This is a genomic window from Paenibacillus sp. p3-SID867 (assembly GCF_025142895.1).
Lineage (GTDB): Bacteria > Bacillota > Bacilli > Paenibacillales > Paenibacillaceae > Paenibacillus_AQ.
This window is the reverse complement of sequence record NZ_JAMBDM010000006.1, coordinates 271,835-297,730: the sequence shown is the minus strand read 5'-3', so window position 1 is coordinate 297,730 and position 25,896 is coordinate 271,835. Positions and strand designations below refer to the sequence as shown.

Sequence of the window (25,896 nt, the reverse complement as noted above, 5' to 3'; positions counted from 1 at the left end):
GTTAGGGGTTCGGAATTCCTATTGGAAGATACCAAGCCATTAGGTAAAATATCCCTTGTTTACTATCTATAGAAAAGGGGCGAAATTCGATGAGATTGGTGCGAAAATCCGTATTGACCCTATGCAGCCTTTTGCTTGCAGTCTCGGTCCTATTTCCGCAAACAACGGTTCACGCAGCGGATCAGAAATGGATGAATCAAGTATGGAGCGAGTATAAATCCTATAACAAGAAGACGGTAAATGCGTATAACAATTACCAGAAACAAGTAGACAAGAAATATAAGGTGTTTTACGATGCAAGCCATGCGTCCCTGGATCAGCTGGAGAAAAAAGTGCTGGAGGATCAAAAGCAGTGGGACGAGAAGCTCCAAGCAGATCTGGATCAGCTGAAGCTGAAGTATGAAGGGAACCGTGATTTAAAGGATAAGCTGACACAATATGAACGGTTGATCAATCCAAGTTATTTAAACAGTCCGATGTGGAAGTATGCGAAAGCCGCAGACCGGGATTATTTGAACAGTACGCTCTGGAAGCTAAGCAAAGAAATGAACGAGGATTATTTGAACAGCCTGATGTGGACATACAAGAAGACCATCACCCCGAGCTATTTGAACAGTGCCGCATGGAAATTCAGCAAAATGGTCAGTGAAAGCTATTTGAACAGCCCGATGTGGAAGCTTCGTAACGGATCCAGTACGTCGTATCTGAACAGTCCGATGTGGAAGTACAAACAGGGGAAAATCAGCAAGGCAACAGCTAAGAGCCAATACAGCAAGCTGTTTAAGGAACAGACAACCGCGATCTCCAAGGGTAATGCTGCAAGAAAATCCGAAATAACGAAAATGGCAACCGGTACGCAGAAGAAGATAGGCGAGCTATACAAGGAAACGGTAATCACACTTGAGACACGCCGCGAGGAGGCACTGAAGAGCATCTCCGACCTCCGGACCGAAATCACCGGGGAAGGCTTGCAGTGGGAAGCGCTGCTCGTGGAGAAACCATAAAATCGTAATATTATCTCTTACAAGAGAGGAGCTGTCCTGCTGGTCTGAACATGACCAGAGGACAGCTTTTGTTTTTGTAAAAATGAAAACAAGAAAATGCAGGATATTCTTTGACTTTGACTGCTTTTTCAAATAATATTATGTCTGTAACCTAACAAAAACTAACATAAATAACACGAGAAATGAACGACAAATTCGCACTTAAGTAGGTAGATAACGATGAAAACGAAAGTGACGATTCAGGAAATTGCCGATTTCACGGGCGTGTCTAAATTCGCGGTATCCCGTGCTTTGTCGGGAAAGTCGGGCGTCAGTCCGCAGACCAGGGACATGATTCTGAAGGCAGCGGGCCAACTGGGGTACTTTAAGGATCAGCCGAACCAAGCCGCGGGGAAAAACCAGCAGCTTCAAGATCCGGAAAACAGAAAATGGGCGGGGGCGGTGCTTGTTCTATTCCCGAATGTCCGTTATCAAAATCGGGAATCCCCCTATTGGGGACCAGTGTTTGACGGCATATCCGCTCGCCTGAATCAGAAGGGGCTGGACATTCTCACGCTAACGGAGCCATCGAATGACCATATGTTCACTCTGCTAAATCCCCAGGGCATTCTCGGGATTGTGACGGTGGGATCGGTATCCACCCAAAATTTAATGGATATCAAGAAGCTGAACATTCCCGTGGTCATGGTGGACCACATGGACCCGGCTTTTCAATCGGACACGGTATTCACCGACAATATGCACAGCATGAAACAAATCATGACCAAGCTGATCAGCAGAGGGTATAAAAAGTATCAGTTCATCGGCAATATCGAAGATGCCCAGAGCTATTACGAGCGCTGGATCGGCTTCTCGTCCGCGCTGGCCGATTACAAAATCGAACATCGTCAGCTGCCATCTCTGATCAGCCCGGAGATTGAGAATATACACGTAGCGTTAGAAAAGGCCCTTGCCGGAAGCGAGCTTCCGGAAGTGTTTGTTTGCGCCAACGATATCACCGCCATGTTCGCCATGGAGGCGCTCAGGAATCAGGGCATCGACGTACCGGGCCGCGTACAGGTGACTGGATTTGATAATATGTACGATAACCTGCCGATTATGGCAACCGTCAACATCGATAAGGAACTGCTCGGGATGCGTGCCGTCGATCAATTGCTGTGGCGGATATTGAACCCGGATTCCAATTACGAGCGGCTTTTAATTCAAGCGGATGTCATTGTTAGGGATTTGAATAACGCAACACGCGATACGGATGAAGCGTAAGCTGCATTGTCATATTTTCACGTTAGCCCCGATGTCTCCATGACATCGGGGTTTTTATATTATCATAACAAAAAAATAACAAATGATATAATCATATAAAGCTCTTGTTCGCTGCATTGGATTGAAATATATCGTTGATATATAAGGGAATGTATCGAAAAAAGCCGAGTTATGCAGTATGAATTTGTAATCGCTGTCACTAAATATTTATGTTATTTTTAATAATTGATTAGGTTTATTGTTATTATTATCATAAAATATATTGACGAAATTACAATCAAAGTGATATATTTTTTGGCAAACAGGGATAACGGATTGGGGGGCGAGGATAGCAGCAGGGAAAACCGTGAATCAATCCATTCAACATCATCTTGGGGGGACATGCAGCTTTAAACAGGGCGTTTAACAAATAGGGGAGGTTTTTAGCGTGAAAAAAATGAAAGGGCTTTCTTTATTGCTTGTCTGTTTATTATTTTTGATTACGGCCTGCAGTGGGGGAGGGGCTAAACAAGCGGAGACACCGCCTGCGACTCCGGCTCCTAGCACGGAAACGGCGGCAGAGACTCCAAAAGAAGAACCCGCTGAACCTGAAGCCGAACCTGTAGATCTAGGCGGCCGGGTGATTAAGGTTGCATCTTGGTGGGATCTGAAGCCGGCAGGCACAACAGCCGGGGAGAAAGCCCGCCTGGAGAAGATTGCTGAAATCGAGAAGAAATACAATTGCAAAATCGAGTTTGTTAACGTTCCCTTTGAGGAGTACATGAATAAATTTACGACAAGCGTGCTGGCAGGCGAGCCGTTTGCCGATATCGTGCAGCTGGAGTACAAATCGGCATTGCCGGCTATTATGAAAGGGCAGATCCTGCCGATCAGCGAGTTTACGACGGATCAGAACAATATCAATAACGAAGCCGATCTGCAGACGAAATATCCTGCCATTGGCGGAGGGGAATACGGATTCGATAATCCGACCTCCATCGGACTTGGACTTCATTACAATCGCGATTTATTTAAGAAGAACGGCCTCCCGGATCTTCAGGAGCTGTATGCCAAGGGAGAATGGAACTGGGATAAACTCATGGAGATTGCCAAGCAGGCAACCAAGGATACGAATAACGACGGGAAAACCGACGTATGGGGCTTCTCCGGTTGGGCGATTGATGCGGTTAAACATTTCACCGCCGCTAACGGGGGCAAAATCGTTGATGATTCCAATGGCAAAGAAGGCTTGTCCGATCCGAAAACATTGGAAGCAGCCGAATTTGTGAACCGCCTCTACAACGTGGAGAAGGTGGTTAAAGTCAAGAGCGGCAACAAAACGAACTGGGAAGAAACAAACACCTTTAAAGACGGTGATGTAGCCATGTTTACGGCAGCGGAATGGATGCTAGGCGACATTACGTTCGAGGTCGGCGTGGTTCCGATTCCTAGCGGTCCGCAAGGCTCGCCGGAAACAACGTATGCCAATACCGCCGCATCCGCGAAGTTCATTCCAAAGGGCGTGAAAGATCCGGCCATCGTCTATCAAATTTATGAAGAGACGTTCGATATACCGCCAACAGAGGAATATCCGGGTCAGGATTACCTGGAGAGCATCTATACCAATCAGGAAGACATTGACATGATTCGCGAGCATATTGCCGGAACCGGTGTCATCACGGTCGACGAAGCTTACACGGATTACCCTACGGGCGCTTTCATTGAGGATATTATCGTGAACAATCAATCGGTAACCGCTACGGCCGAGAAATATAAACAACAGGCGCAGGCTGCTGTCGATAAAATGGGCAAATAAGATGGACGGGGGCGTTAAAGCTTAAAGCCGCGCCCCCTTCTCCTGAACAGGGGGATGAACATTGACACTTCATGTGCAGCTAAAAAAATGGATGAGCCGACTATTGATTCTTTTGGCGGTCATGGCCGCTTTGATTCTGTTTTTCAATAGAGAGGGAAATGAACCCGGATCCGGCATCAAGGCCGAAGACAGCCGGACAGAGCTTTCATTGGAACGTCCCGCATCGCTGGTCAAACTCAGCACACAGCAGGGAAAAAGCATTTCATATGCCCAGTATTTGTCGGATCATGACGGAAAGAGTCGACCTGATCGTGTAATCACGATTCCTGCGGCGGAATACAGTCGTGCCGACGGCGGGGAATTCCGCAGACTGGAAGCCTATGAGGGTCATCCTGGAACCTCGCTTTTTACGGGGGAGAAAGGGGAGGTGGAATGGAAGGTTCATGTAGAGGAAGAGGGAATGTACAATCTGTCCCTGCTCTATTATCCAGTGGAAGGAAAGAGCTCCTCTATTGAGCGTTCCATCCGCATCGACGGGAAGCTTCCCTTTCAAGAGGCTGCCTATTTGCAATTCGACCGGATATGGGATAACGCCAAGGACGGCATCGATCAGGATAACCAGGGCAATGACCTGAGACCGAAGCAAATCGAACGTCCGGCTTGGGTCGAGGCAGTGCTGAAGGATGCGGACGGATATATCACGGAGCCGTTTCTATTTTACTTTGAAAAAGGAGAGCATACCGTGTCTCTTACAGCAGCAAGGGAGCCGATGGTGATCGGGGAGCTGAAGCTTTTCAAGCAGGAGCGCCCGTTGACGTACGCCGAGCTGCATCAACAGTATGAGGCTGAAGGTGCTCGAATAACCGAAGGAACTTTACTTACGATTCAGGGTGAAGACGCAGTCGCCAAATCATCACCGACCTTGTATCCGCTAAGCGAGCGTTCGAGTCCGAGCGTCAGTCCCTACAGCGCCTCAAAGATCCGAATCAATACCATTGGCGGTTTGAACTGGCGGCTGCCCGGGCAGTGGATCGAATGGGAGCTGGATGTACCCGAGAGCGGGCTCTACAAGATTGCATTCAAATCGCAGCAAAATTTTGTGCGGGGCATGTACACGACGAGAAGGCTGACGATTGACGGGAAGGTTCCGTTTGAAGAAATGAACCACGTTCCGTTCCAATTTAAGAACGGATATCGCATGGACGTGCTTGGAGGCGATGAACCCTATCTGTTCCGGTTGGAGCAAGGTAAGCATGTGTTACGCCTCGAGGCGAGTCTGGGTGAATTCGCTCCGCTCATTCAAGAGGTGGAGGACAGTCTGCTGAACCTGAATGCCATGTACCGCAAAATTTTGATGATCACTGGCACGAGTCCGGATGAATTCCGCGATTACCGCGTGGAGCAGCGGATACCGGAGCTGCTGGAAATCTTCCGATTCGAAAGCGACAGACTGAAAGTCATCGCGGCCAGATTGGTTGAACTGTCGGGACAATCCGGCGATCAGGAGGCGCTACTAAAGACCATGGCGCTTCAGCTGGATGAGATGATCGCGAAGCCGGATACGATTCCGCGCAGGCTGGAGGCTTACAAGACGAATACCGGCGGACTTGGAACATGGCTGCAGCAGGCTAGGGAGCAGCCGCTCGAGATCGATGCCCTCTATGTTGCCTCGGCCGATGTCAAGCTGCCCAAGAGCGGGATGGGTGCCGGTGATAAGGTGAAGCATGAGGTGTCGACGTTCTTCAGCTCCTTCTTCATCGATTACAACAATATCGGTAATGTTGCGGATGCGAAGAATCAACGTTCGATCACGGTATGGATCGGCAGCGGTCGCGATCAGGCCAATACCATCAAGGCGATGATTGACGAGACCTTTACGCCGGAGACCGGCATTAACGTCAATCTGAAGCTGGTCAACATGGGGACGCTGCTCCCCGCAACTTTGTCGGGACAGGGACCTGAGGTCGCGATGCAGATCGGTAACGATCTGCCGGTGAACTTTGCCATGCGGAACGCGGCAGCAGACCTGACGCAATTCCATGATTTCGATTCGGTAGCGGACCGATTCAGGGACAGCGCCTTGGTACCTTACCGATACCTGGACGGCGTGTATGCGCTGCCCGAGACGCAAACCTTCAATATGATGTTCTACCGGAAGGATGTGCTGGAGGAGCTTGGACTTGAAGTTCCGAAGACCTGGAACGATGTAGCCAGCCTGCTTGCCGTATTGAACAAAAATCATATGCAATTCGGTCTTCCCGTTGTGGCGCAGGCACCGGATCAGTGGACTACACTGCCGCCGAATTCCTTGTATGCGGCGCTCCTGATGCAATCCGGCGGGCAATTCTACCGCAACAACAACCAGGAATCGGATCTGGATTCCAAGATAGGGCTGGAAGCTTTTAAACAATGGACGGAATATTACACGGATTACAAGCTGGAGCGGGAGTATGATTTTGCGAACCGGTTCCGTACAGGACAAATGCCGATCGGCATTTCCGACTACACCACCTATAACCAGCTGTCGGTGTTCGCGCCGGAAATTCGTGGCGTATGGGGCTTTGCGCCCGTTCCGGGAACCGTTCAGGCGGACGGCACGATTGATCGCACCGTTCCAAGCGGTGGCAGTGCCGTGCTGATGCTGGATGATGCCAAGGATAAGGACGCGGCCTGGGAGTTCCTGAAATGGTGGACCAGCGATGCAACGCAGACCAACTTCGGCCGCGAGATGGAAGGCCTGATGGGCGCAGCGGCACGGTATCCGACCGCGAATATTAAGGCGCTTGACAGTCTGCCGTGGCCCGTTGCCGATTATGAGAATTTGAAATCGCAATTTGAATGGGTGCAGGGAATTCCGGAGGTGCCAGGCGGCTATTCGACGGGCAGACATCTGTTTAATGCCTTCTACCGAGCGGTGATCAGCGGCATCGAGCCGCGGGAGGCCTTGATGGATTCCGTGCAGTATATTCACGACGAAATCCGGACCAAGCAAGAAGAATTCGGCGAGCCGCAGGGATAGGGGGAATCCAAATTGCATAATGTCAGCCTTCAGGATCCTGAGGTTACGATCTCTGCCGCTGTTCACCCGGTGAAGCCGCAATCATGGTGGAAGCGGAAGCTGGCGGAGATCAAGGCCAGCAAGCATTCCTATATATTGCTTGCGCCTTATATGATCCTGTTCACGCTGTTTACCGTTTTTCCGGTCGTTATTTCCATGATTCTCAGCTTTACGTACTTCAACATGCTGGAATTTCCGCGGTTTGTCGGTTGGGATAATTACACGCGTTTGTTCCTGGAAGACGATATCTTTCTGGTTGCGCTGAAGAATACCCTTCTCTTCGCCGCCATCACAGGACCCATCAGCTATTTGGCCTGTTTCCTGTTTGCGTGGGTCATCAATGAGCTGGGTCCTCGGCTGCGGGCGTTCATGACTCTGATCTTCTATGCGCCTTCGATCTCCGGGAACATTTACTTCATCTGGCTGATGATCTTTTCGGGCGACCGATACGGCATAGCGAACGGCATGCTGATTAAGCTGGGCATCATCCTGGAGCCGATCCAATGGCTGAAGACCGAAGCGTTGATTATGCCGATCATCATTTTGGTCCAGCTGTGGCTCAGCCTCGGAACCGGCTTCCTGGCTTTCATCGCCGGTCTTCAGACCGTTGATAAAACGCTCTACGAAGCCGGTGCCGTGGACGGGGTCCGCAACCGTTGGCAGGAGCTGTGGTACATCACGCTGCCTTCGATGCGGCCGCAGCTCATGTTCGGCGCGGTCATTCAGCTTACGACATCGTTTGCTGTGGCCGACGTATCGATTGCGCTTGCCGGTTTCCCGAGCGTGAATTATGCGGCGGAAACGATCGTAACGCATCTCATCGATTTTGGCACGACGCGCTTCGAGATGGGTTTTGCTTCGGCGATTGCGACCGTGCTGTTCATTCTGATGGTGGGAACCAACCTGATCGTCCAAAAATTGCTGCGCAAGGTAGGTGAGTAGACGCATGAGGGTTACATACGAACTTCCAAAAAAACGGGGCAGCCGCCTGCTGAACGTAAATCTTAAAGGTCGCAGCAAACGGGTAAACCGTTCCTTCATGGGCACCTTCTCCCTGTTTGCGCTGCTGGCGGTGTTCGGCGCTTTCATGGCGCTGCCCTTGGTGTACGCCATCAACAATGCGTTCAAGCCGCTGGACGAGATTTTCCTGTTCCCGCCCACGTTGTTTGTCCGCAATCCCACGTGGAATAATTTTTCCGATCTGATCAATCTGCTCGGTCAGTCCTGGGTACCGTTCTCGCGGTATATCTTCAATACGGTATTCATTACCGGCGTTGGCATTGTCGGGCACGTGATCTTTGCCTCCGCTGCGGCATATCCGCTGGCCAAGCACAAGTTTCCGGGCAAGGTTTTCCTGTTCCAAATCGTGGTGTTGTCGCTGATGTTCACGCCGGTCGTGACGGCGACGCCGAACTATATGATCCTGTCGTGGCTGGGACTGATCGACACCTACTGGGCGGTAATTATACCGGCATTCGGTTATTCGCTCGGCCTATACCTGATGAAGCAGTTCATGGAGCAGATACCGGATGCCCTGCTTGAAGCGGCCAAGATCGACGGAGCCAGCGAATACCGGATCTTCTGGTCCATCGTGATGCCTAATGTGAAGCCGGCGTGGCTTACCTTGATTATTTTGCTGTTCCAGATCCTATGGGGGACCGATGGCAACGGCTTTATTTACAGCGAGCAGCTCAAGACCCTGCACTATGCGTCCAATCAGATCATTCTGGGCGGTATATCCCGGGCCGGCGCAGGTGCGGCCGTGGCAGTCATCCTGATGAGTGTGCCGATTGTGCTCTTTCTGTTCTCGCAGAGCCGGATTATCGAGACGATGGCCACATCCGGGATGAAGGATTAGGGGGGATCACATGTCAGCGAAAAAATGGTTGCTATCGCTCGCGGCGGCCTCCCTGCTGCTAACCGGCCTGATGCCGGGGAGCGTCTCCGCCAGTGCTCCGTATGAGAGCTATATCTACAATTATTGGGAGGAAACGGTTGCCGTGCCTGCAGCCTATCTGCCGGTACGCTCCGTGACGGGGAAGGATCTGGGCATCGGGGAGTTTTTGGAGCCCAGCGATATGCATGTGTCAGAGGCAGGTAACATCTACGTGCTGGACAGCGGCAACAAACGAATTGTATGCCTCGATGAAGCGTGGAATGTCGTTCGCGTCATTGATGCCTTTATGAATGAAGGGAAAGAGGACGGCTTTGCCAATCCTTCCGGCATCTTCATTGACGGGGACGAGAACATTTATGTTGCTGATACCGACCATCAGCGGGTTGTCGTATTAACGGCGGAAGGCGCGCTTGTCCGGATCATTGAGCAGCCGGAATCGGATGTACTGCCTCAAGGCTTTCAATTCATCCCGCTGAAAGTAACGGTGGATGAAGCCAAGCGGGTATTCGTTGTCGCCCGGGGTGTTTATGAAGGCATTATGCAGTTTGAGGAGAACGGTACCTTTCTCGGTTACGTCGGAACGATTAAGGTAAAACGCGATTATGGCGATTATTTCTGGCGACTGGTATCAACGAGTGCCCAAAAAGCCCAGATGAGACTGTTCATCCCGACTGAATTCTCCAATCTGGATATCGACGCCAAAGGGTTCGTTTATGCCACGAATATTGATGTCGGGTCCAAGGAGCCGATTAAACGCCTTAATCCGTCAGGTGAGGATGTGCTGAAACGCTTTGGCTACTTTCCGGTTGCCGGGGATATTTATTATCGGAGAACGGTAGGCCCCTCCAAGTTCGTTGATATTAAAGTGCTTGGCGACGGGATTTACAGCGCGCTCGACTCTACCCAGGGACGCGTATTCACCTATGATGAGTCCGGAAACCTGCTGTATGTCTACGGCGGCATCGGGAATCAGCTGGGCGTGTTTAAGACGCCGGCGGCGATTGAACGGCTTGGAGACCGTCAGCTTGTGCTGGACCGGGGAAAGGCAAGCATAGTCATGTTCGAGCCAACCAAGTTCGGGAAGCAGGTTAACCTTGCCGTACGCCACCATTATCGGGGGGAAGACGAGGAGGCGGAAAGGTACTGGGAACGCGTGCTTCAGCTCAACGCCAACTATGACATCGCTTATATCGGCATCGGGAAAGCGAAGCTCATGAAGGGGGAGAACAAGGAAGCCCTTCGATATTTTGAGCTGGGCATGGACCGCAAAAATTATTCCGTTGCTTATAAACGCTACCGCAGAGAGGTCATGAAGGAGCATTTCGGCACCATTTTATCGGTTGGGACCAGCGTTGTGCTGCTCTATGCGGTCTATAGAACGGTGAGATACCGAAAGCAGAGGAGGGAAGGGAAGCATGAAACAGGATTATCTTAGATTCCCCCTTCATTTGATCGTGCACCCCTTCGACGGGTATTGGGACCTGAAGTATGAGAACAGAGGACGTCTCGGGGTTGCTTATGTCGTATTGGCGCTTGTGGTCATAGCCATGATTCTGCAGCGGCAATATGCGGGATTTCTGGTCAATTACAATGATCCGAGAACGCTGAGCAGCATCGACGAACTGATCTATATCGTGCTCCCGTTCTTTCTGTGGTGCGTCTCCAACTGGTCGGTCACCACGCTCATGGGCGGGGAAGGGAAGTTTAAAGAAATCGTGATGGCCAGCGCGTATGCCCTGATTCCGATGGTGCTGATTTATCCGCCCATGACGCTGGCGAGCCGGTTCATGGTGCAAGAAGAGACTGTGTTCTACTATCTGCTTACGACGGTTGCGGCGATTTGGTTTATCGGGCTGCTCTTTGTCGGCACGATGACGGTTCATCAGTACTCGGCCGGCAAAACGATCGTCACGATGTTTCTGACCCTGATCGTTATGGGCATCATCGTATTTCTGGGCACGCTCGTGCTGAGCATGATGCAGCAGATTTACACGTTCGTTGTCAACGTTTACCGAGAGATCCTATTCAGGCAATAGAGGAGGCCGTAGGCCGTGAAAAAAAGAAAATGGCTGTACACGGTGCTTGCATGTACCGTTATAACGTGCATGGCTGCGGGCTTTCTGATCTACGTGAATCGGGGAGCACCGGCAGTTGACGTGGCGGCTTACCGAATCGCGGCAGCCGAGTCGACGCCGGGCGGTGAGCTGACCCTTCTGAACGATTCGACAGACGGCGTAGCCGGTATGGATCTGGTAGCGGAGACGGCGGCGCTTGCCCTGTATTATCATCCGGAAACGACCGAAGTGGCGGTACGGGATAAACGGAGCGATACGGTATGGTACAGCAATCCGTCAGACCGCATGGAGGATGGAATTGCCTCGCCGTTTGAGAAGGAAGTGTTATCTTCGCAATTGACGCTGACGTTCCGGGATCCGATCGGCACGCTTGAGACCTATCCGAACTATACGTGGAGTGTGATGAACGGGAACTACACGGTGGAAAGCTTGGACAACGGAATTCGCGTCACGTATACGCTGGGAGATGTGTCGCTCGGGATCGACGCCTTGCCGAAATACATCTCGCAGGACCGATTGCAGGAGAAGGTGATCAGCAAGCTGGATGAGTCGCTGGCGAGATATGTGCAGGCCCGGTATTACCCCATGAAGGATAATCCGGCGATGCTGGAGCGATTGGATGACCAGATCAAGAAAGAGCTGGTGCTGAAAAAAATGCTGGGGGCGTTCGAGCAGGCCGGCTACACCGCGGAGGATCTTGCCTTTGATAACGAAGCGGGCGGAGGAGCCGCCGCAAGTGCCTCTTCGAAACCGCAGTTCAAGATTCCGCTCGAGTACCGGCTGGAGGAGGATTCGCTGGTCGTTTCAATTCCGCTTGACCAAGTAACGGAAAGCGAGAGCCACCGTCTGCGCAGCGTGGAGCTGCTTCGTTATTTCGGCGCGGCCGGCTCGAAAGAACAGGGATATATGCTGGTCCCGGACGGCAGCGGCAGTCTCATTAAGCTGAATAACGGCAAAGTGAAGGAAGAGCAGTACGTGCAGCGGATATACGGCACCGATCCGAATAACAACAGCGGCAGCCGCGGGCAGGTGGCGGAGCAGGCACGGATGCCCGTGTTCGGCATGAAGAGCGGTGACCGCGGCTGGTTTGCCGTGATTGAAGAAGGCGACGCCATCGCGAGCGTGTCCGCTGATATCGGCGGGAAGCAGAACTCGTACAATCATGTATTCAGCAGCTTTGCCGTGCGCGGCGAGGATATGCTGGAGCTTTACACCGGCAGCACGGTGCAGGAGATTCAGCTGCTGAATGACAAGCTCTACAGCGGTAATCTGGCGGTTAGATACAGCTTCCTGTCGGGTGATGAGGCCAGCTACTCGGGCATGGCGCGCTTGTATCAGGAAACGCTCGTGGAGGATAACCAGCTGACTCCACTGGAAGAAGACGAGGGGATCCCGTTCTATCTGGATATGTTGGGCAGCGTGGATAAACGGAGATCTTTTCTGGGCGTACCTTATGATGCCGTCGTCTCGATGACCACCTTCGAGCAGGCAGGGGAGATCGCCGCTCTTCTGAATGGCGAGGGCATCGCCAATCTCCGAATGCGTTACCTCGGCTGGTTCGGCAAAGGCGTCCATCACAAAACCCCGGTTAAGGTGAAGGCCGATCGAGTGGTTGGAAGCACATCGGAGTTGAAGGCCCTGTCCCAGCAATTGAAGGATTCCGGCGGCGGATTGTATCCGGATGTTGCCTTCCAGCACGTCTATCATGATGATGGGGCGTTCACGCCGTCATCCGATGCATCCCGTTTCGTGACCAGGGAAACGGCAGCGCTGCATCCCTATGACCGGAACACGAACCGGATGGACTCTTATTACGGTACGTACAGTCTCATGTCGCCGGCGAAGCTTCCCTATTACGTGGACCGATTCGCGGGGCAATATGAACGCTTCGGCATCGGGGCTGTGTCATTGCGGGACCTGGGCGATGTTCTGAGCTCGGATTACCGGGTGCAGCGGGTGGTTTTCCGTGAAACCGCGAAGCTTATCGTGACTGATCAGCTGCAGAAGCTGCATGAAGCCTACCCGGATACGATGGTTTCCGGCGCCAATGCATACAGCTGGGCTTATGCCAGCCACGTGATCGACGCACCGACGTCGAGCAGTGGATTCGGGCTGACGGATGAGGAAGTCCCCTTTTATCAAATGGTCATTCACGGATACCTGGATTATGCGGGGGCAGCAGTCAATAACCTGAATGAGCAAAATTTACGCAATCAGCTTCTGCAGTCACTCGAATTCGGATCAGCTCCGCATTTTCTGTGGTCATATGAACAAAGCTCGAAGCTGAAGTACACGCGTTTTGATGACATGTACTCCACCCATTACAAGGATTGGTTCGAAGAAGCGGTTTCCTTGTACAAGGAGCTGAATGAGGTGCTGGCGCCGCTTCGGACGCAGCGGATGGTGGAGCATAAGCGGCATGAAGGCGGCGTGGTTGAAGTGAGGTACGAGAACGGCACGTCGATTCTGATCAATTATACCGATCAAGCCGTCGATGTTAACGGGGTCCTTGTGGAGCCGCAAAATTATGCCGTAGGGGGTGGCCGGGCATGAAAATGAGATTGTCCCTGACTCAAAAAAGATCCATGCTCGGTCTCCTTTTCATCGCACCATGGCTGATCGGTTTCATCTTTTTGTTTGCCGGACCTTTGCTCCAGTCCATCCTGTTCAGCTTCAGTAAATTGAACATTTCCCCCACAGGCTATGAACTGGAGTCGGTTGGATGGAGCAATTTCAACACGGCGCTGTTCGTGGACGCGAATTTCAACCGGATCTTGACGGAATCGATACTGGGCATGGTGGTGGACGTTCCGCTGATCTTGTTCTTCAGTTTGTTCTCCGCCATTCTGCTGAATCAGAAATTCAGGGGGAGAGCCCTTGCGAGGGCGATATTCTTCCTGCCGGTCATCCTGGCGTCAGGCGCAATTTCCGCAGCGGAAACTTCCGGTCTGATCAATCTGGTCGGAAATGCTACGGTGGCGGAGGAGCTCGGGCAAGCTTCCGGACAATTCAATGTGCTGTCGATGGTGCGCATTTTATCCGAGGCCGGATTTCCCCTTACCGTAACCGAGTATATTATCGGGGCGGTCATGAGGATCTACGATATTATCAGCAGCTCAGGCGTGCAGATTCTGATCTTTCTTGCCGCCTTGCAGGCCGTCCCGGGTTCAATGTACGAGGTTGCGAAGATCGAGGGGGCTACCGCTTATGAATCGTTCTGGAAAATCACCTTTCCGATGGTGAGTCCGCTCATCCTGACAAACATGATTTATACCATCATCGATTCGTTCGCGGACAGCACCGTGACCCGGACGATATACGAGACGGCCTTCAAAACGCAGAATTTCGGGCTCAGTGCCGCGATGGCTTGGCTGTATACCATCGTTATCAGCTTGCTGCTGATTATTATGGGGATCATCGTCTCAAGGAAAACCTTTTATCAAAACTAATGGCTAAGAGATTCCTGACGGTACAGGAAAAAAAGGAGGTCCGTATGGCATCGATTCGGGATCGCTCGGACGAAACGGCTCAGGAACGAATGAACCGGTTCAAGAACAAGGCGCTGCCTATTCTGTGGGCGGTGTTCCGCTACCTGCTGATCATCGGCATTACATTTATCATCATCTATCCGATCATCTCCAAGTTCTCTGTGGCGTTTAAAGACAAACAGGATATTTATAATCCAACGATTTATATGATTCCGGTGCATTTCACATTGGATAACTTCAAGCTCGTGCTCGACCTGCTGGATTATTGGCCGCTGCTGCTGAACACGATGATTTACGTATTCATCACGATGCTGCTGACCACGATGTCGACCGCGCTTGCCGGATATGGCTTTGCCCGGTTCACCTTTCCAGGAAGCAACCTGCTGTTCGGCCTGGTCGTGCTGACGATCCTGATTCCGATGAGCACGCTGATGGTACCGATGTATTTGCATTTTCGCAGCTTTGATATTCTGGGGCTGGTTCATTTGTTTACCGGAAAAGAAGGCGTTAACCTGCTGAACAGCTACTGGCCCTCGATTATTACTTCGGCAACGGCCACCGGGCTTAAAGCCGGACTGTTCATTTATATCTTCCGTCAATTTTTCCGGGGGCTCCCGAAGGAGATTGAGGAAGCTGCGCTGATTGACGGTGCAGGCGGGATTAAGACGTTTTTTGCGATCATGCTCCCCAATGCGATTCCGCCGCTTATTACGGTGACCCTGTTCTCGTTCGTCTGGCAGTATAATGACACCTTCTATACTTCGCTCTTTATGAGTGAGCAGTCGCTGATGCCGCTGAAGATCGCTTCCCTGCCCGCGGATGCGAACCAGTTTCTCCCGGCGCTGATGGGACTTGGTTCATCGGCCAAAGCCGATCCGAACTACGTGGCACTCGTGGTAGATACGGGGATATTGCTGGCCATTCTACCTCTCATTGGACTGTATTTGTTCGTACAGCGCCACTTTGTGGAGAGCGTGGAGCGTACCGGGGTTGTCGGGTAAAGGCTGCTGCAGGACAGGTGGTTATGTCGCAAGATAGATGTCGTGTTACAGGATAGATGTTAAGTGGCAGGATAGATGTCATGTTGCAGGATAGATGTCATGTTGCAGGAGGATGCCATGATGCAGGAGAGATGCCGTGTCGCAGGATGAGTGCGGTGCGTGAGACAGGTTTTGTGCTTGTCTGATAGGTATGCCGCAGGAATCGGGCTGTGCCATTTGTATGACGGATGAAGGAAATCTGTAGGATCTTTCATCCATACGGCAATTACAGGACAGGAGTGAATCGCATGACAAAAGCAAGCAGCACCCGCTTTGAGGTCCAGCCGGACCTGATCAACCCGGCCGCTTCTGATCAAGCCAAACGGCTAATGGAGTATTTATGCAGCATCTACGGCAAACGGATGCTGACCGGGCAGCAGATTGGCGTTGTATCCACGCCGGAGTTCGACATGATCCACGAGGTCACGGGGAAATACCCTGCCGTCGGCGGATTCGATTTCATGAATTACTCGCCTTCACGGGTGGAGCGCGGAGCCGAGTGTCAGGATACGGATCTGGCGATGAAGTGGTGGAATCGCGGCGGGATCGTGACCTTCTGCTGGCACTGGAACGCCCCGAAGGATTTGGTGGATATGCCGCCGGATCGGACCTGGGGCAGAGGCTTTTACACCAATGCGACAACCTTTGATATCGCACAGGCGATGGCGGAGCCTTCATCGGAAGAGTACGGCCTTATCATTCGGGATATCGATGCTATCGCTGCAGAGCTTAAGCGTATGCAGGATGCCGGCATTCCGGTGCTGTGGAGACCACTGCACGAGGCTTCGGGAGGCTGGTTCTGGTGGGGGGCCAAAGGCCCCGAGCCTTGCATCGCGCTCTGGAAGCTGATGTACGAACGCATGACGCATTACCACGAATTGAACAACCTGATCTGGGTATGGAACGGGCAGCACAAAGATTGGTATCCGGGCGATTCCTACGTCGATATCATCGGAGAGGACATTTATCCGCCTGCCCGGGATTACGGTTCGCAATCTGAGCGGTTCCGCACGGCTTTATCGTATACGGATACGGCAAAAATCATTGCGCTGACCGAGAACGGCGTCATTCCAGACCCCGATCTCATGCTGGAGGACGGATGCCCGTGGGCATGGAATTGCACGTGGTATGGAAACTTCGTGTTCACAGGAGAAGGAAATGAACGGAGGTATTCAGAAGAGTATACGGACGAGCAGCAGTTGATTCGAACCTATCATCATCCGTTTACGGTCACGCTGGATGAGCTTCCGGATTTAAAAGGCTGAGCGGCTTGTATCTGATAAGGGTGCAAGCATAAGCCGCACTTAGCCTGAGCGTAGAGTGGAGAACAAGCTGATGCGCGGAGAAGCCATATCTGTATGGAATATGACCCGATCCGCATCAAATAAATATATAGAGATGGAGAGACTACTATCATGAATCATAACGTTATGACCTTAAACCAATGGAAATTCAAAGCGTGCGACGAATCCGAGTGGCTTCCGGCACAGGTGCCGGGCTGCGTACACACGGACCTGCTGAAAAATGACAAAATCCCGGATCCCTTCTACGGAACGAATGAGCATGACCTGCAGTGGATCGACAAGAAGGATTGGGAGTATGAGACCACATTTGATCTGGATCCGAATCTGAGCGCCCAATCCCGCATTGAACTCGTATTTGACGGACTGGATACCTACGCGGACGTATTCGTGAACGGGACGAAGGTGCTTTCCGCAGATAATATGTTCCGTTCATGGAGGATCGATGTGAAATCGCAGCTAAAGACTTCCGGCAACGTGATTAACATTCGCTTCCGTTCCCCTATCCAGGAGGATCTGCCGAAGCTTGCGAAGCTCGGATATCCGCTGCCAGCTACGAATGACCAGTCTGAGCTTGGGGGTCTGGGCGATCAGAAACTGAGCATATTTTCCCGTAAAGCACCTTATCATTATGGCTGGGATTGGGGACCGCGGTTTGTGACCAGCGGAATCTGGCGGGAAGCCCGGATTGAGGCTTGGTCCGAGGTGCGAATCGATGACTTGTTCATCCGTCAGAATGAGGTTGCGGCTGACATGGCTAAAGTGACCGCGGTAGCTGCAATCGAAGCGGGGCAACCTTGGCAAGGAGTGCTGCGCGTAACTGCAGGCAGTAAGGTATGGGAACAGCAGCTACAGCTTGAAGAAGGCCGTCACTCGGTTGAATTAAATATTGCGATTGCGGATCCGAAGCTGTGGTGGTGCCGCGGCCTGGGTGAGGCTCATCTGTATTCGTTCCATGCCGAGCTGATGGAAGCGGAACGGATCGTTGCAGGGAAAGAGGTTAGAACCGGCCTGCGCACCGTCAAGCTGGTACGTGAACAGGATAGCCGCGGCACGTCCTTTTACATCGAGCTCAACGGCACGCCTGTGTTTGCCAAGGGAGCGAACCATATTCCGAACGACAGCTTCATAACGGAAGTGACGGCGGAACGCTACCGCCATGAAATCGCGTCCGCAGCGGAATCGAACATGAACATGCTGCGCGTATGGGGCGGCGGTATTTATGAAGAGGACGTATTCTACGATCTGTGTGATGAATATGGAATCATGGTATGGCAGGATTTCATGTTCGCTTGCAGCATGTATCCAGGCGACGAGGCTTTTCTGGAGAACGTGCGGCTGGAAGCGGAGGAGAACCTGGTCCGTCTGCGGAATCATCCGAGCATCGTGCTCTGGTGCGGCAACAACGAGATTGATTCTGCATGGGCGCATTATGAAGAGAATGGCGGCTGGGGCTGGAAGCAGGACTATACCGAGGAACTCCGCGAGAAGATCTGGAGCGACTACGAAAAGGTATTCCACGAAATTCTGCCTGAGGCTGTAACCGGTTATGCACCGGGAGCGGAGTATTGGCCTTCATCCCCGCTGGTATCGCTCAGCCATGACAAGGAGCAGCATGCCAATCCGTCCACAACGAGCGGAGATATTCATTACTGGGGCGTATGGCATAATACGGAGCCGTTTGATAACTACAATGTTTACGTCGGCCGGTTCATGAGCGAATACGGATTCCAGTCCTTCCCGGAACCGAAGACGGTCCGTACCTACGCCGAAGACGGCGATATGGAGCTGGAGTCGACGGTCATGCTGGCGCACCAGAAGAACGGTGCGGGTAACCGCTTGATCAAGACTTATATGGATCAATATTATAATGAGCCGAAGGATTTTGAAGCTTTCCTGCATATGAGCCAAATTCAGCAGGCCGAAGCAATGAAGATGGCGATTGAAGCCCATCGCCGCAACAAACCGTACTGCATGGGCACGCTGTACTGGCAGATGAATGACTGCTGGCCGGTCGCTTCGTGGGCGGGCATGGATTATCTCGGCAGATGGAAGGCGCTGCAATATGTGGCCAAGCGCAGTTTCCGGGATGTGAGTCTGTCGATCGAGTCCAAGGACTCCGAAATTCTGGTCCATCTTGTATCTGACATTTCAGAAGAGGTCCAAGGGACTCTTAAGGTTCAATTATTCGATTTTAATGGAAAAGAGCTCTATGTATCGGAGCAATCGATTCGTGCGGAAGAGCAAGCGTCGCTCGTTGTATTCCGAGCTGTGAACGAGGAATTGCTTCGTGGACATGATCCAGCTGAGGTCGTGCTGTTGGCGCAATTGCTTCAGGACGGGGACGTGGTGGACAGCAAAACATTCTATTTCGTGAATGACAAACAACTTCGTCTGCACAGCCCGACCATCCACGTGAAAGAAGTTGAGGGAAGCAATGGCACCACGTTTGTGCTGGAGAGCAACGTGCTTTGCCGCCACGTATGGCTGTCGTCGGAAGCGGAAGGCTTCTACAGCGATAACTTCTTCGACTTGATACCGGGCATTCCGATGACGGTTTCCTTCAGCTGCCGAAATAACGGAGAGCAGGCATTCGTACCGGGCAAGCCAGGTCAGGTCGAGGTTCGGTCCATGGCTGATTGTATTGACCCGGCGATGGTGTTGGCGATATAAAAAAGAGACCATAATAGATCCGCTAAAAAGAGCAGCCCCTTCAACCGATTCTGGTGAAGGGGCTGCTTGTTTGTCTTTAGTGGAGCCATGAAGTTGATGCTAACCATTTCTTTGTTGGCTTAATCATAAGCGGGTGATCACGGGGGTCGACACCTTGATCTGGATACCTTTATGTGATAAAGGGTATGCCATGGGTTCTGATACAGGTCGGATGTCAGCAAACGAAAAGAAGTCCGGCACGCTGATATCAGTTATTCTAGGTTGGTACACATCCTGTTGGACATGCTCATACCCCATAAGCAAAGATCGGGAAGGAGGCTGAACATGAAAAAACAAATTATGTTCATCCATAGTGCAGGCCCGCAAGGTATTCACCAAGGCAGCAGCGGCTTGATCGCCCATCTACAAGAACAGCTCGGTGAAGCTTATCATGTTATATCCCCAGGCATGCCCGAGAATCTGGATTGTGCTCTGTGGAAAGCGCAGATAGCTAGTGAAATCGAGGAACTGGATGAGGAGCTTTTCCTCATAGGCCATTCCCTAGGCGGCTCGGTGCTACTGAAATATCTCTCGGAAGAAGGTTGCAAGCGAACCATCTCTGGACTGTTCTTGGTCGCGGCCCCCTATTGGGGCAAGGACGACGATTGGCAGCATGAAGAGTATACGTTATCCAATTCATTTGCAGCCAAGCTACCGCACATATCAAAGTTAATTCTATATCACAGCCGTCACGATCCAATAGTACCTTTCGCACATGCCCAGCACTACGCGAAGCAGCTCCCCCAAGCCGTCACTCGGGCATATGAGGGTGACGATCACTACTTCGGCAAGGGCTTGCCCGAGCTTGCAGATGATATCAAGCGCATGTAATCCAAGCCTTCAATCTTCGTCTGTTCAGCCACCCCTGTATATGTGAATTACAGGGGCGGCTTCCTCCCCCCCTCCCAAAAAAAGGGAGAGAGTAGCTGCGCAGCGGCTAATCATTCGTCCTTTGTTTAGTTTAACATCTTCGAATAAGTGTGGATGCAGGTCCGTCCCGTTAAGACTTCAGCGGAGAAGGCGGAATGATTCTGGAGAAGCGGTAGCGGTCTCCTTTGCACCCGGATTTCTACATCAGCCCCATTCATTCATGGAAATCTGGGGGCAACAGAGATCGGAAGAATCATCCGCATGCGGAGCGATGCAAAGGGTCTATCGTCCTTAGTGACGTTATAGTAGTTAGCGGCGCCCATGTAAACCTCGGATCAAAAAAAACGACGACATCAGCTTTTCGCTAATGTCGTCCTCTTTTTTACTTGCTCGCTTTATATGCGCTCAAGAATTCCTTCACCTTCGCCGGATCAGCCACCAGCTCGTTGCCGGTTTTGACGATTGGGCTGACGGTGGAGTAGGCTTTGATTTTGTTGTTGTTGTAGTAAGTCAAAATTTCATCCTGGTTGATGGAGTAGAGCACCGCTCTTCTCAGATCATCGCTAGTTGCCACATCACGGTTCTTCGTGTTGAACAGCAAGTAGGATACCGCGTTGCTTTCGATCGTTTGCAGCTTCAGCTTGCTGTCGCCTTTAACCACATCGTATTTCGTTTCAGGCACGCCGTAGTACAAGTGAATCTCGCCGCTGCGCAGTGCGGAAAGCGTGCTGTCCGCATCCTTGATAAAGCGCACCTTCACTTGCTCGATTTTCGGTTCGTGCTCGGTGCCCTTCATGTAGCCAGGGTTTTTGAAGAAGGTCGCTTCATAGTCATTTTTGGAAGACAGAATATAAGGACCGCTGGCATACAGCGTGTTGTTATATTTGTCGCCTTCGGTTACCGTGTTTTGGTCGCCGTAAGGGATGTCTTTGTTCACATCGAATTTCTCGACGTCATACGTGTTGATGGATTCCACTTGTTTCTTCGATACGATACCGGCCGATTGGTGAGCCAGGTAGTTCAACACTTGCGGGAACGGCTCGGTGGTCGTCAATTTAATGACTTGGTATTTACCGTCTTTCGTGCTTGCTTGATTCTTGTCGTCAACGAGGGAAGTGATCTTGGTATCCAAGCCAGCTTCCAGCGCATCCTTAATGCTTTCGCTGCCACCGGATACTTTGGTGTTCTCCAGCGCGCTCAGATCGGTTACAGCTTCAACCGTGTTGATATGCTCGTGAAGCGTGTAGGTGCGGTGATCCGGTACCGAATTTTTGTCTTTGGCTCTGTTCATGGAGAAGATGACATCGTCAGCGCCTACGCGCTCGCCGGAATCTTCAGCCTTTTTGTTTGTGATTTTAGCAAAGTTAATGTCGTCTCTAAGAATGAAGTAATACTCCGAGTTGCCTTCGCCAATGGCATGGTTATAAGACAGCGAGCCTTCGGATGTGATCTTGTCATCATCGGTCAGGTTGATCAGACGTACGTTCATGTTGGTGTTGATGATGTTGATGGAACCGTCATTACCCTTGATTGGATCAAGAGAAGTCAGTTCGGAGATCGATTGGGACAGAATCAGCGGCTGCGAAGCACGCTTGGATTGGTCTTTGAAATCAACGGCTTCCCAAGGAAGGGAACGGGACTTCGAGAGACGGACGGAATTTTCGTCCAGGACATCCTTGTTGAACGCTTGGCTCTTCAGGGAGATGTACAATGGTGCGATATAAGCTTTGTCTGTTACAAGACGTTGTTCCAGTTGTTTGTAAGTTTCAACAGCGTCTTCTGGCGTTTGCGTAGCTGCTTGGTCGATCAGCTTGTCCACTTCTTCGTCGGACAGGATGCTGTAGTCGCCGCCGGTTTTGAACAGGGAACGAACGGCATAGTCAGGGTTACCGGTTACGGTAGTCCAGCTGGACAGCGCGATGTCGTAGTTGCCGGCATCCTGCTGTGCCTTGAAGCTGCCGTAGTCCGCCTGCAGATTCAGCTTCACATTGAAGCCGTTCTTCGTGAGCTGGTCGCGAATGATGTTGACATCGGATTCGTTAGAGCTCATGCCAAGCAGTTCAATATTAACAGCGGATGTGTCTGTTGCTGTATCCGATGGTTCTTGCTGATTTTGCTGTGCATCATCTTTGGTTGTTACGTTGCATCCGGCCAGTACAATGACTAGCGAGAGAAACAGTAACAGCAAGGAACTCTTTTTCATTGGTGATACCCTCCTGAGTTGTATATATATAAAATATTTTTTGAAACCGATAGTTAGTGTGCCAAGGGCACGAAAAGTTTTAATCCAGTTTAGGATCCAGGGCATCCCGCAGTCCGTCGCCAAGGAAGTTGAAGGACAGGACAAGCCCGATGATGGCTAGACCCGGATAAATGGCCAAGTAGGAATGCGTCTCAAGATACGTGCTTCCGATCTTCAGGATATTCCCCCATTCCGGGATGTGCGGCTCAACGCCGAGACCCAGATAACTCAAGCTGCTCGTCGAGATGACGGCTGCACCAATGGTTAGCGTAGATTTGACAATCATCGGTGCAAGCGAGTTAGGAACGATATGCTTGAATATAATCGAAAAATTGCTGGAGCCGAAAGCTCTGGCCGCATCGACATATTCAAAGGTGGAGACCAGGAGCACGTTCGCCCTCATGGTTCTCGCATACGTGGGTATTGCACCTACGCTGAGTGCAAGGATGAGGTTAACGGTGTTGGCTCCGAATGCAGCAATGATCGCAATGGCGAGCAGGATGCCCGGAATGGCGTACAGCACGTCCAGCAAACGCATGATGATGTTATCGGTATGGCGGCCATAGTAGCCGGAGATGGCACCGAGAACACCGCCGATAACAACCGGGATCGCCGTAGAGGCAAATCCGACGATCAGCGAGATTCGGGCTCCGAATACGATTCGGGAGAACAAATCCCGGCCGAAGTTGTCCGTACCGAAGGGGTACACAAGGCTTGGCGGCTGCAGGATGGCACTGTAATTGTTATCGATCGCGATGCTGTAATCGAAGGTAAACAGACTGCTTACCGACAGACAGAACAGGAAGATCACAAAGAACAATCCGGACATGGCAGTCGAGTTGGCAGTAAGCTTCACCCACACGTCGCCCCAGCGGGTCATCGCCGGATTACCGTTCTTGCGTATCTTCGCAAGCAGGTTGATGCCGAGCACCAAGGCAAAAATATTACCCGTCACCGCAGTCAGAATGAGCGGAAAGGCAAGCCAGGCCATCCGGGGAGGTGCAGAATTCGTTGTAACATATCGGGCAACGAGTATAAGCGCGATCAGCTGAATGACTGCAATCATCAGAAGCAAGGCCATCGCCGGCAGGAATGTATTCGAGACATAAGGCTTGAACAGATTCAGTGCCGAGACCGCGATGACAAACAGCTGGGTTAACAGCATGTAGACGGCAATTGTATATTCAGGAGGCTTCTGTTTTTTGATCAGATTGAAACCGAACGTGACGGTAAACAGATTTCCTGTGGCAATGCTCAGCAGCTGAATGTATCCCAGGATCCTTGTCGAGCGCCGGATTTCTCCCTGGCTTTGAAGATCTCTGCGGATCAACAGCGTAATGATGATCTGAATGATGGTGAACAATGCATATGCCGCAAAGGCGGCGAACACCCACGGTTTGATGGTTCCCCCAGTGAAATCAAAGCTGTTCAGAAGCAGGATCACCGTTAAGGTCAAAGAAATAACCCATGTGAAGCTGGCTTGACTGTACTCGTGTGAGGATTTCAGCTGGTGTTTGGTTTCTTGTTTAGAAAGAAGCTTCTTGATCATGAGTACACCTGCTTTAGTATTGTTTCATCTTGGACCTGATCCGTGGATCGAAGAACGCGTACAAGATATCAATGATGACGTTCACCAGCGATATGGTAATGGCGGTGTAAACCACGCCGCCCATTATGGCCGGGATGTCAGGGATGAATTGTTTATCGACGATGTAGCTGCCGATTCCGCTGATGTTGAATACCTTCTCCGTAACGGCAGAGCCGCCGAGCATTCCGCCGAACTGAAGTCCGATGACCGTAATGATCGGAATGATGGCGTTGCGGACAGCATGCTTCATCAGAATGGTGCCCTTGCTGAGCCCCTTCGCTCTGGCTGTGATCATGTAATCTTCATTAATAACCTCCAGCGTAGAGGAGCGCGTCATCCTCGCTACCGAAGCGGTGAGTCCTGTACCGAGCACGATCACCGGCATGATCATGGACAACCAGTTCTCCGGATTAAAGGTGGCGGGGAGCCACTGCAGCTTGATCGAGAAATTCAGGATGAAGATCAGTCCCTGCCAGAAGTTTGGTATGGACAGCCCGATCAGCGCGATGAACATAAACGTATAATCAAAAAACGAATTCGGTCTCGTAGCCGAGATAATCCCGATCGGCAATGCGATCACAATCGCGATCATCAGGGAAATGACCGTAAGCGTCAGCGTAATCGGGAACTTTCTGGCGATGCTTGAAGTAATCTCTTCATTGCCCGAGAAGGATTTGCCGAGATCGAAGTAGGCGATTCCTTTAATGTTGTTCCACAGCTGCGTGAGATAGCCCTGATCCAGTCCGTGCATTTTGTTAAAAGCCGCGATCTGTTCCGGAGTTGCCGTCTCGCCCAGAATGTTGGCTGCCGGGTTGAACGGCGACAAGTGGAGAATCGTAAAGACTAGCACCGCTACCCCGAAGATAACGAAGACCGTCATCACGAGTCTCTCCAGAATATATTTCAGGTAAGGATTGCTGTACAAAAAAATAAGGATGTACATCAGCAAGCCCGGAATAAGTGATATAATGAAGAACAACGGATTCTCGATGAGAGAACCAAACGTATCGGCCATGGTCAACCGTTTCCGGTTGCTCAGTTTCAGTTCCTTGACAGTCCGTTCCTTAAGGACTTCCCGGAATCTTGCTTCTACGATTTTGTCGACTTCCTGCCGAAGCTGCCCTTCATTGACTTTTTGCTTGAAGAAGTCGTGCTTGCGCTTCTGCTGCTCCATCATCTCGGAGCGAAGGGCCTCCAGATCTCCGGCAGCCAGCATCTCGCTGCGTATGCGGTTCTCAGCCGCCGCGTAGTCGTCCTTCTTTCTCTGAACCAAATAAAATAGGAAGACCACGAGATTCACGGGCGCTCCCAATAATAATAGTAAGTATCTATAAGAAGGATTCAGAAGGATCTTACTGTATGTGCTGCTTATCGAACCTATGAGTCTGTTTGGTCTTGCTGCTTCTGTCCCCCCCATAAGCTGCCTTTCCTCCTTGTTTCAAATTGCATTATTCCGAGTGATATAGTATATTTTATTTTAGCCTATTTTAAAAGTCAATAGATTATAAGAGTTGTAGATGATATTACTTTAATGACATAAACGCATAATGGCAGGTGAGCAGA

17 protein-coding genes are annotated in these 25,896 nt (G+C 51.3%); 14 read left to right on the top strand and 3 right to left on the bottom strand.

Annotated features, from left to right (window positions below; translation table 11 throughout):
- The first annotated feature begins 89 nt into the window (after positions 1–89).
- The 14 genes from M4D81_RS14835 (at position 90) to M4D81_RS14770 (ending at position 20,464) form a co-directional block, all read left to right on the top strand.
- Positions 90–1,004 carry a hypothetical protein gene (locus M4D81_RS14835; RefSeq protein ID WP_260067046.1) on the top strand — a complete coding sequence of 305 codons (915 nt, stop codon included), beginning with the start codon at positions 90–92 and terminating at the stop codon, positions 1,002–1,004.
- A gap of 219 nt (positions 1,005–1,223) precedes the next feature.
- On the top strand, positions 1,224–2,267 hold the full coding sequence (locus tag M4D81_RS14830) for a LacI family DNA-binding transcriptional regulator (protein WP_260067045.1): 1,044 nt from the start codon (positions 1,224–1,226) through the stop codon (positions 2,265–2,267).
- A gap of 427 nt (positions 2,268–2,694) precedes the next feature.
- The gene (locus M4D81_RS14825) at positions 2,695–4,062 is read left to right on the top strand and encodes an ABC transporter substrate-binding protein (protein WP_260067044.1); all 1,368 of its coding nucleotides are present in this window, start codon (positions 2,695–2,697) and stop codon (positions 4,060–4,062) included.
- A gap of 61 nt (positions 4,063–4,123) precedes the next feature.
- Positions 4,124–7,081 (top strand): extracellular solute-binding protein, encoded by a 2,958-nt coding sequence (locus tag M4D81_RS14820; protein WP_260067043.1) that lies wholly within the window; start codon positions 4,124–4,126, stop codon positions 7,079–7,081.
- 12 nt (positions 7,082–7,093) lie between these two features.
- Complete coding sequence (locus tag M4D81_RS14815; RefSeq protein WP_216533217.1) at positions 7,094–8,062, top strand: carbohydrate ABC transporter permease; 969 nt, start codon at positions 7,094–7,096, stop codon at positions 8,060–8,062.
- Between the two features lie 4 nt (positions 8,063–8,066).
- Positions 8,067–8,978: a carbohydrate ABC transporter permease gene (locus M4D81_RS14810; protein ID WP_260067042.1), complete on the top strand. Its 912-nt coding sequence runs from the start codon at positions 8,067–8,069 to the stop codon at positions 8,976–8,978.
- Positions 8,979–8,988: 10 nt separating this feature from the next.
- Positions 8,989–10,452 carry a gluconolactonase gene (locus M4D81_RS14805; protein WP_260067041.1) on the top strand — a complete coding sequence of 488 codons (1,464 nt, stop codon included), beginning with the start codon at positions 8,989–8,991 and terminating at the stop codon, positions 10,450–10,452.
- Positions 10,433–11,053: a Yip1 family protein gene (locus M4D81_RS14800; protein WP_071221215.1), complete on the top strand. Its 621-nt coding sequence runs from the start codon at positions 10,433–10,435 to the stop codon at positions 11,051–11,053. Before M4D81_RS14805 ends, M4D81_RS14800 begins: the two co-directional genes overlap by 20 nt.
- Positions 11,054–11,068: 15 nt before the next feature.
- The gene (locus tag M4D81_RS14795; protein WP_260067040.1) at positions 11,069–13,645 is read left to right on the top strand and encodes a DUF5696 domain-containing protein; all 2,577 of its coding nucleotides are present in this window, start codon (positions 11,069–11,071) and stop codon (positions 13,643–13,645) included.
- Positions 13,642–14,541 carry a carbohydrate ABC transporter permease gene (locus tag M4D81_RS14790; RefSeq protein ID WP_119849684.1) on the top strand — a complete coding sequence of 300 codons (900 nt, stop codon included), beginning with the start codon at positions 13,642–13,644 and terminating at the stop codon, positions 14,539–14,541. The genes M4D81_RS14795 and M4D81_RS14790 overlap by 4 nt, the downstream gene beginning before the upstream one ends.
- A 44-nt stretch (positions 14,542–14,585) precedes the next feature.
- Entirely contained in the window at positions 14,586–15,581 is a 996-nt protein-coding gene (locus M4D81_RS14785) for a carbohydrate ABC transporter permease (RefSeq protein ID WP_220686308.1), read from the top strand.
- A 287-nt stretch (positions 15,582–15,868) separates the two neighbouring features.
- Positions 15,869–16,885 carry a glycoside hydrolase family 26 protein gene (locus M4D81_RS14780; RefSeq protein WP_260067039.1) on the top strand — a complete coding sequence of 339 codons (1,017 nt, stop codon included), beginning with the start codon at positions 15,869–15,871 and terminating at the stop codon, positions 16,883–16,885.
- A 150-nt stretch (positions 16,886–17,035) separates the two neighbouring features.
- On the top strand, positions 17,036–19,594 hold the full coding sequence (locus M4D81_RS14775) for a beta-mannosidase (protein ID WP_260067038.1): 2,559 nt from the start codon (positions 17,036–17,038) through the stop codon (positions 19,592–19,594).
- Between the two features lie 324 nt (positions 19,595–19,918).
- Positions 19,919–20,464: an RBBP9/YdeN family alpha/beta hydrolase gene (locus M4D81_RS14770; RefSeq protein ID WP_260067037.1), complete on the top strand. Its 546-nt coding sequence runs from the start codon at positions 19,919–19,921 to the stop codon at positions 20,462–20,464.
- A gap of 421 nt (positions 20,465–20,885) precedes the next feature.
- Here the strand turns inward: M4D81_RS14770 and M4D81_RS14765 are convergent, their stop codons facing one another.
- From M4D81_RS14765 to M4D81_RS14755, 3 genes are all read right to left on the bottom strand, one after another.
- Positions 20,886–22,706: an ABC transporter substrate-binding protein gene (locus tag M4D81_RS14765; protein WP_260067036.1), complete on the bottom strand. Its 1,821-nt coding sequence runs from the start codon at positions 22,704–22,706 to the stop codon at positions 20,886–20,888.
- Positions 22,707–22,785: 79 nt separating this feature from the next.
- Positions 22,786–24,294 (bottom strand): ABC transporter permease, encoded by a 1,509-nt coding sequence (locus tag M4D81_RS14760; protein WP_260067035.1) that lies wholly within the window; start codon positions 24,292–24,294, stop codon positions 22,786–22,788.
- Between the two features lie 13 nt (positions 24,295–24,307).
- Complete coding sequence (locus tag M4D81_RS14755; RefSeq protein WP_260067034.1) at positions 24,308–25,750, bottom strand: ABC transporter permease; 1,443 nt, start codon at positions 25,748–25,750, stop codon at positions 24,308–24,310.
- Positions 25,751–25,896 lie beyond the last annotated feature (146 nt).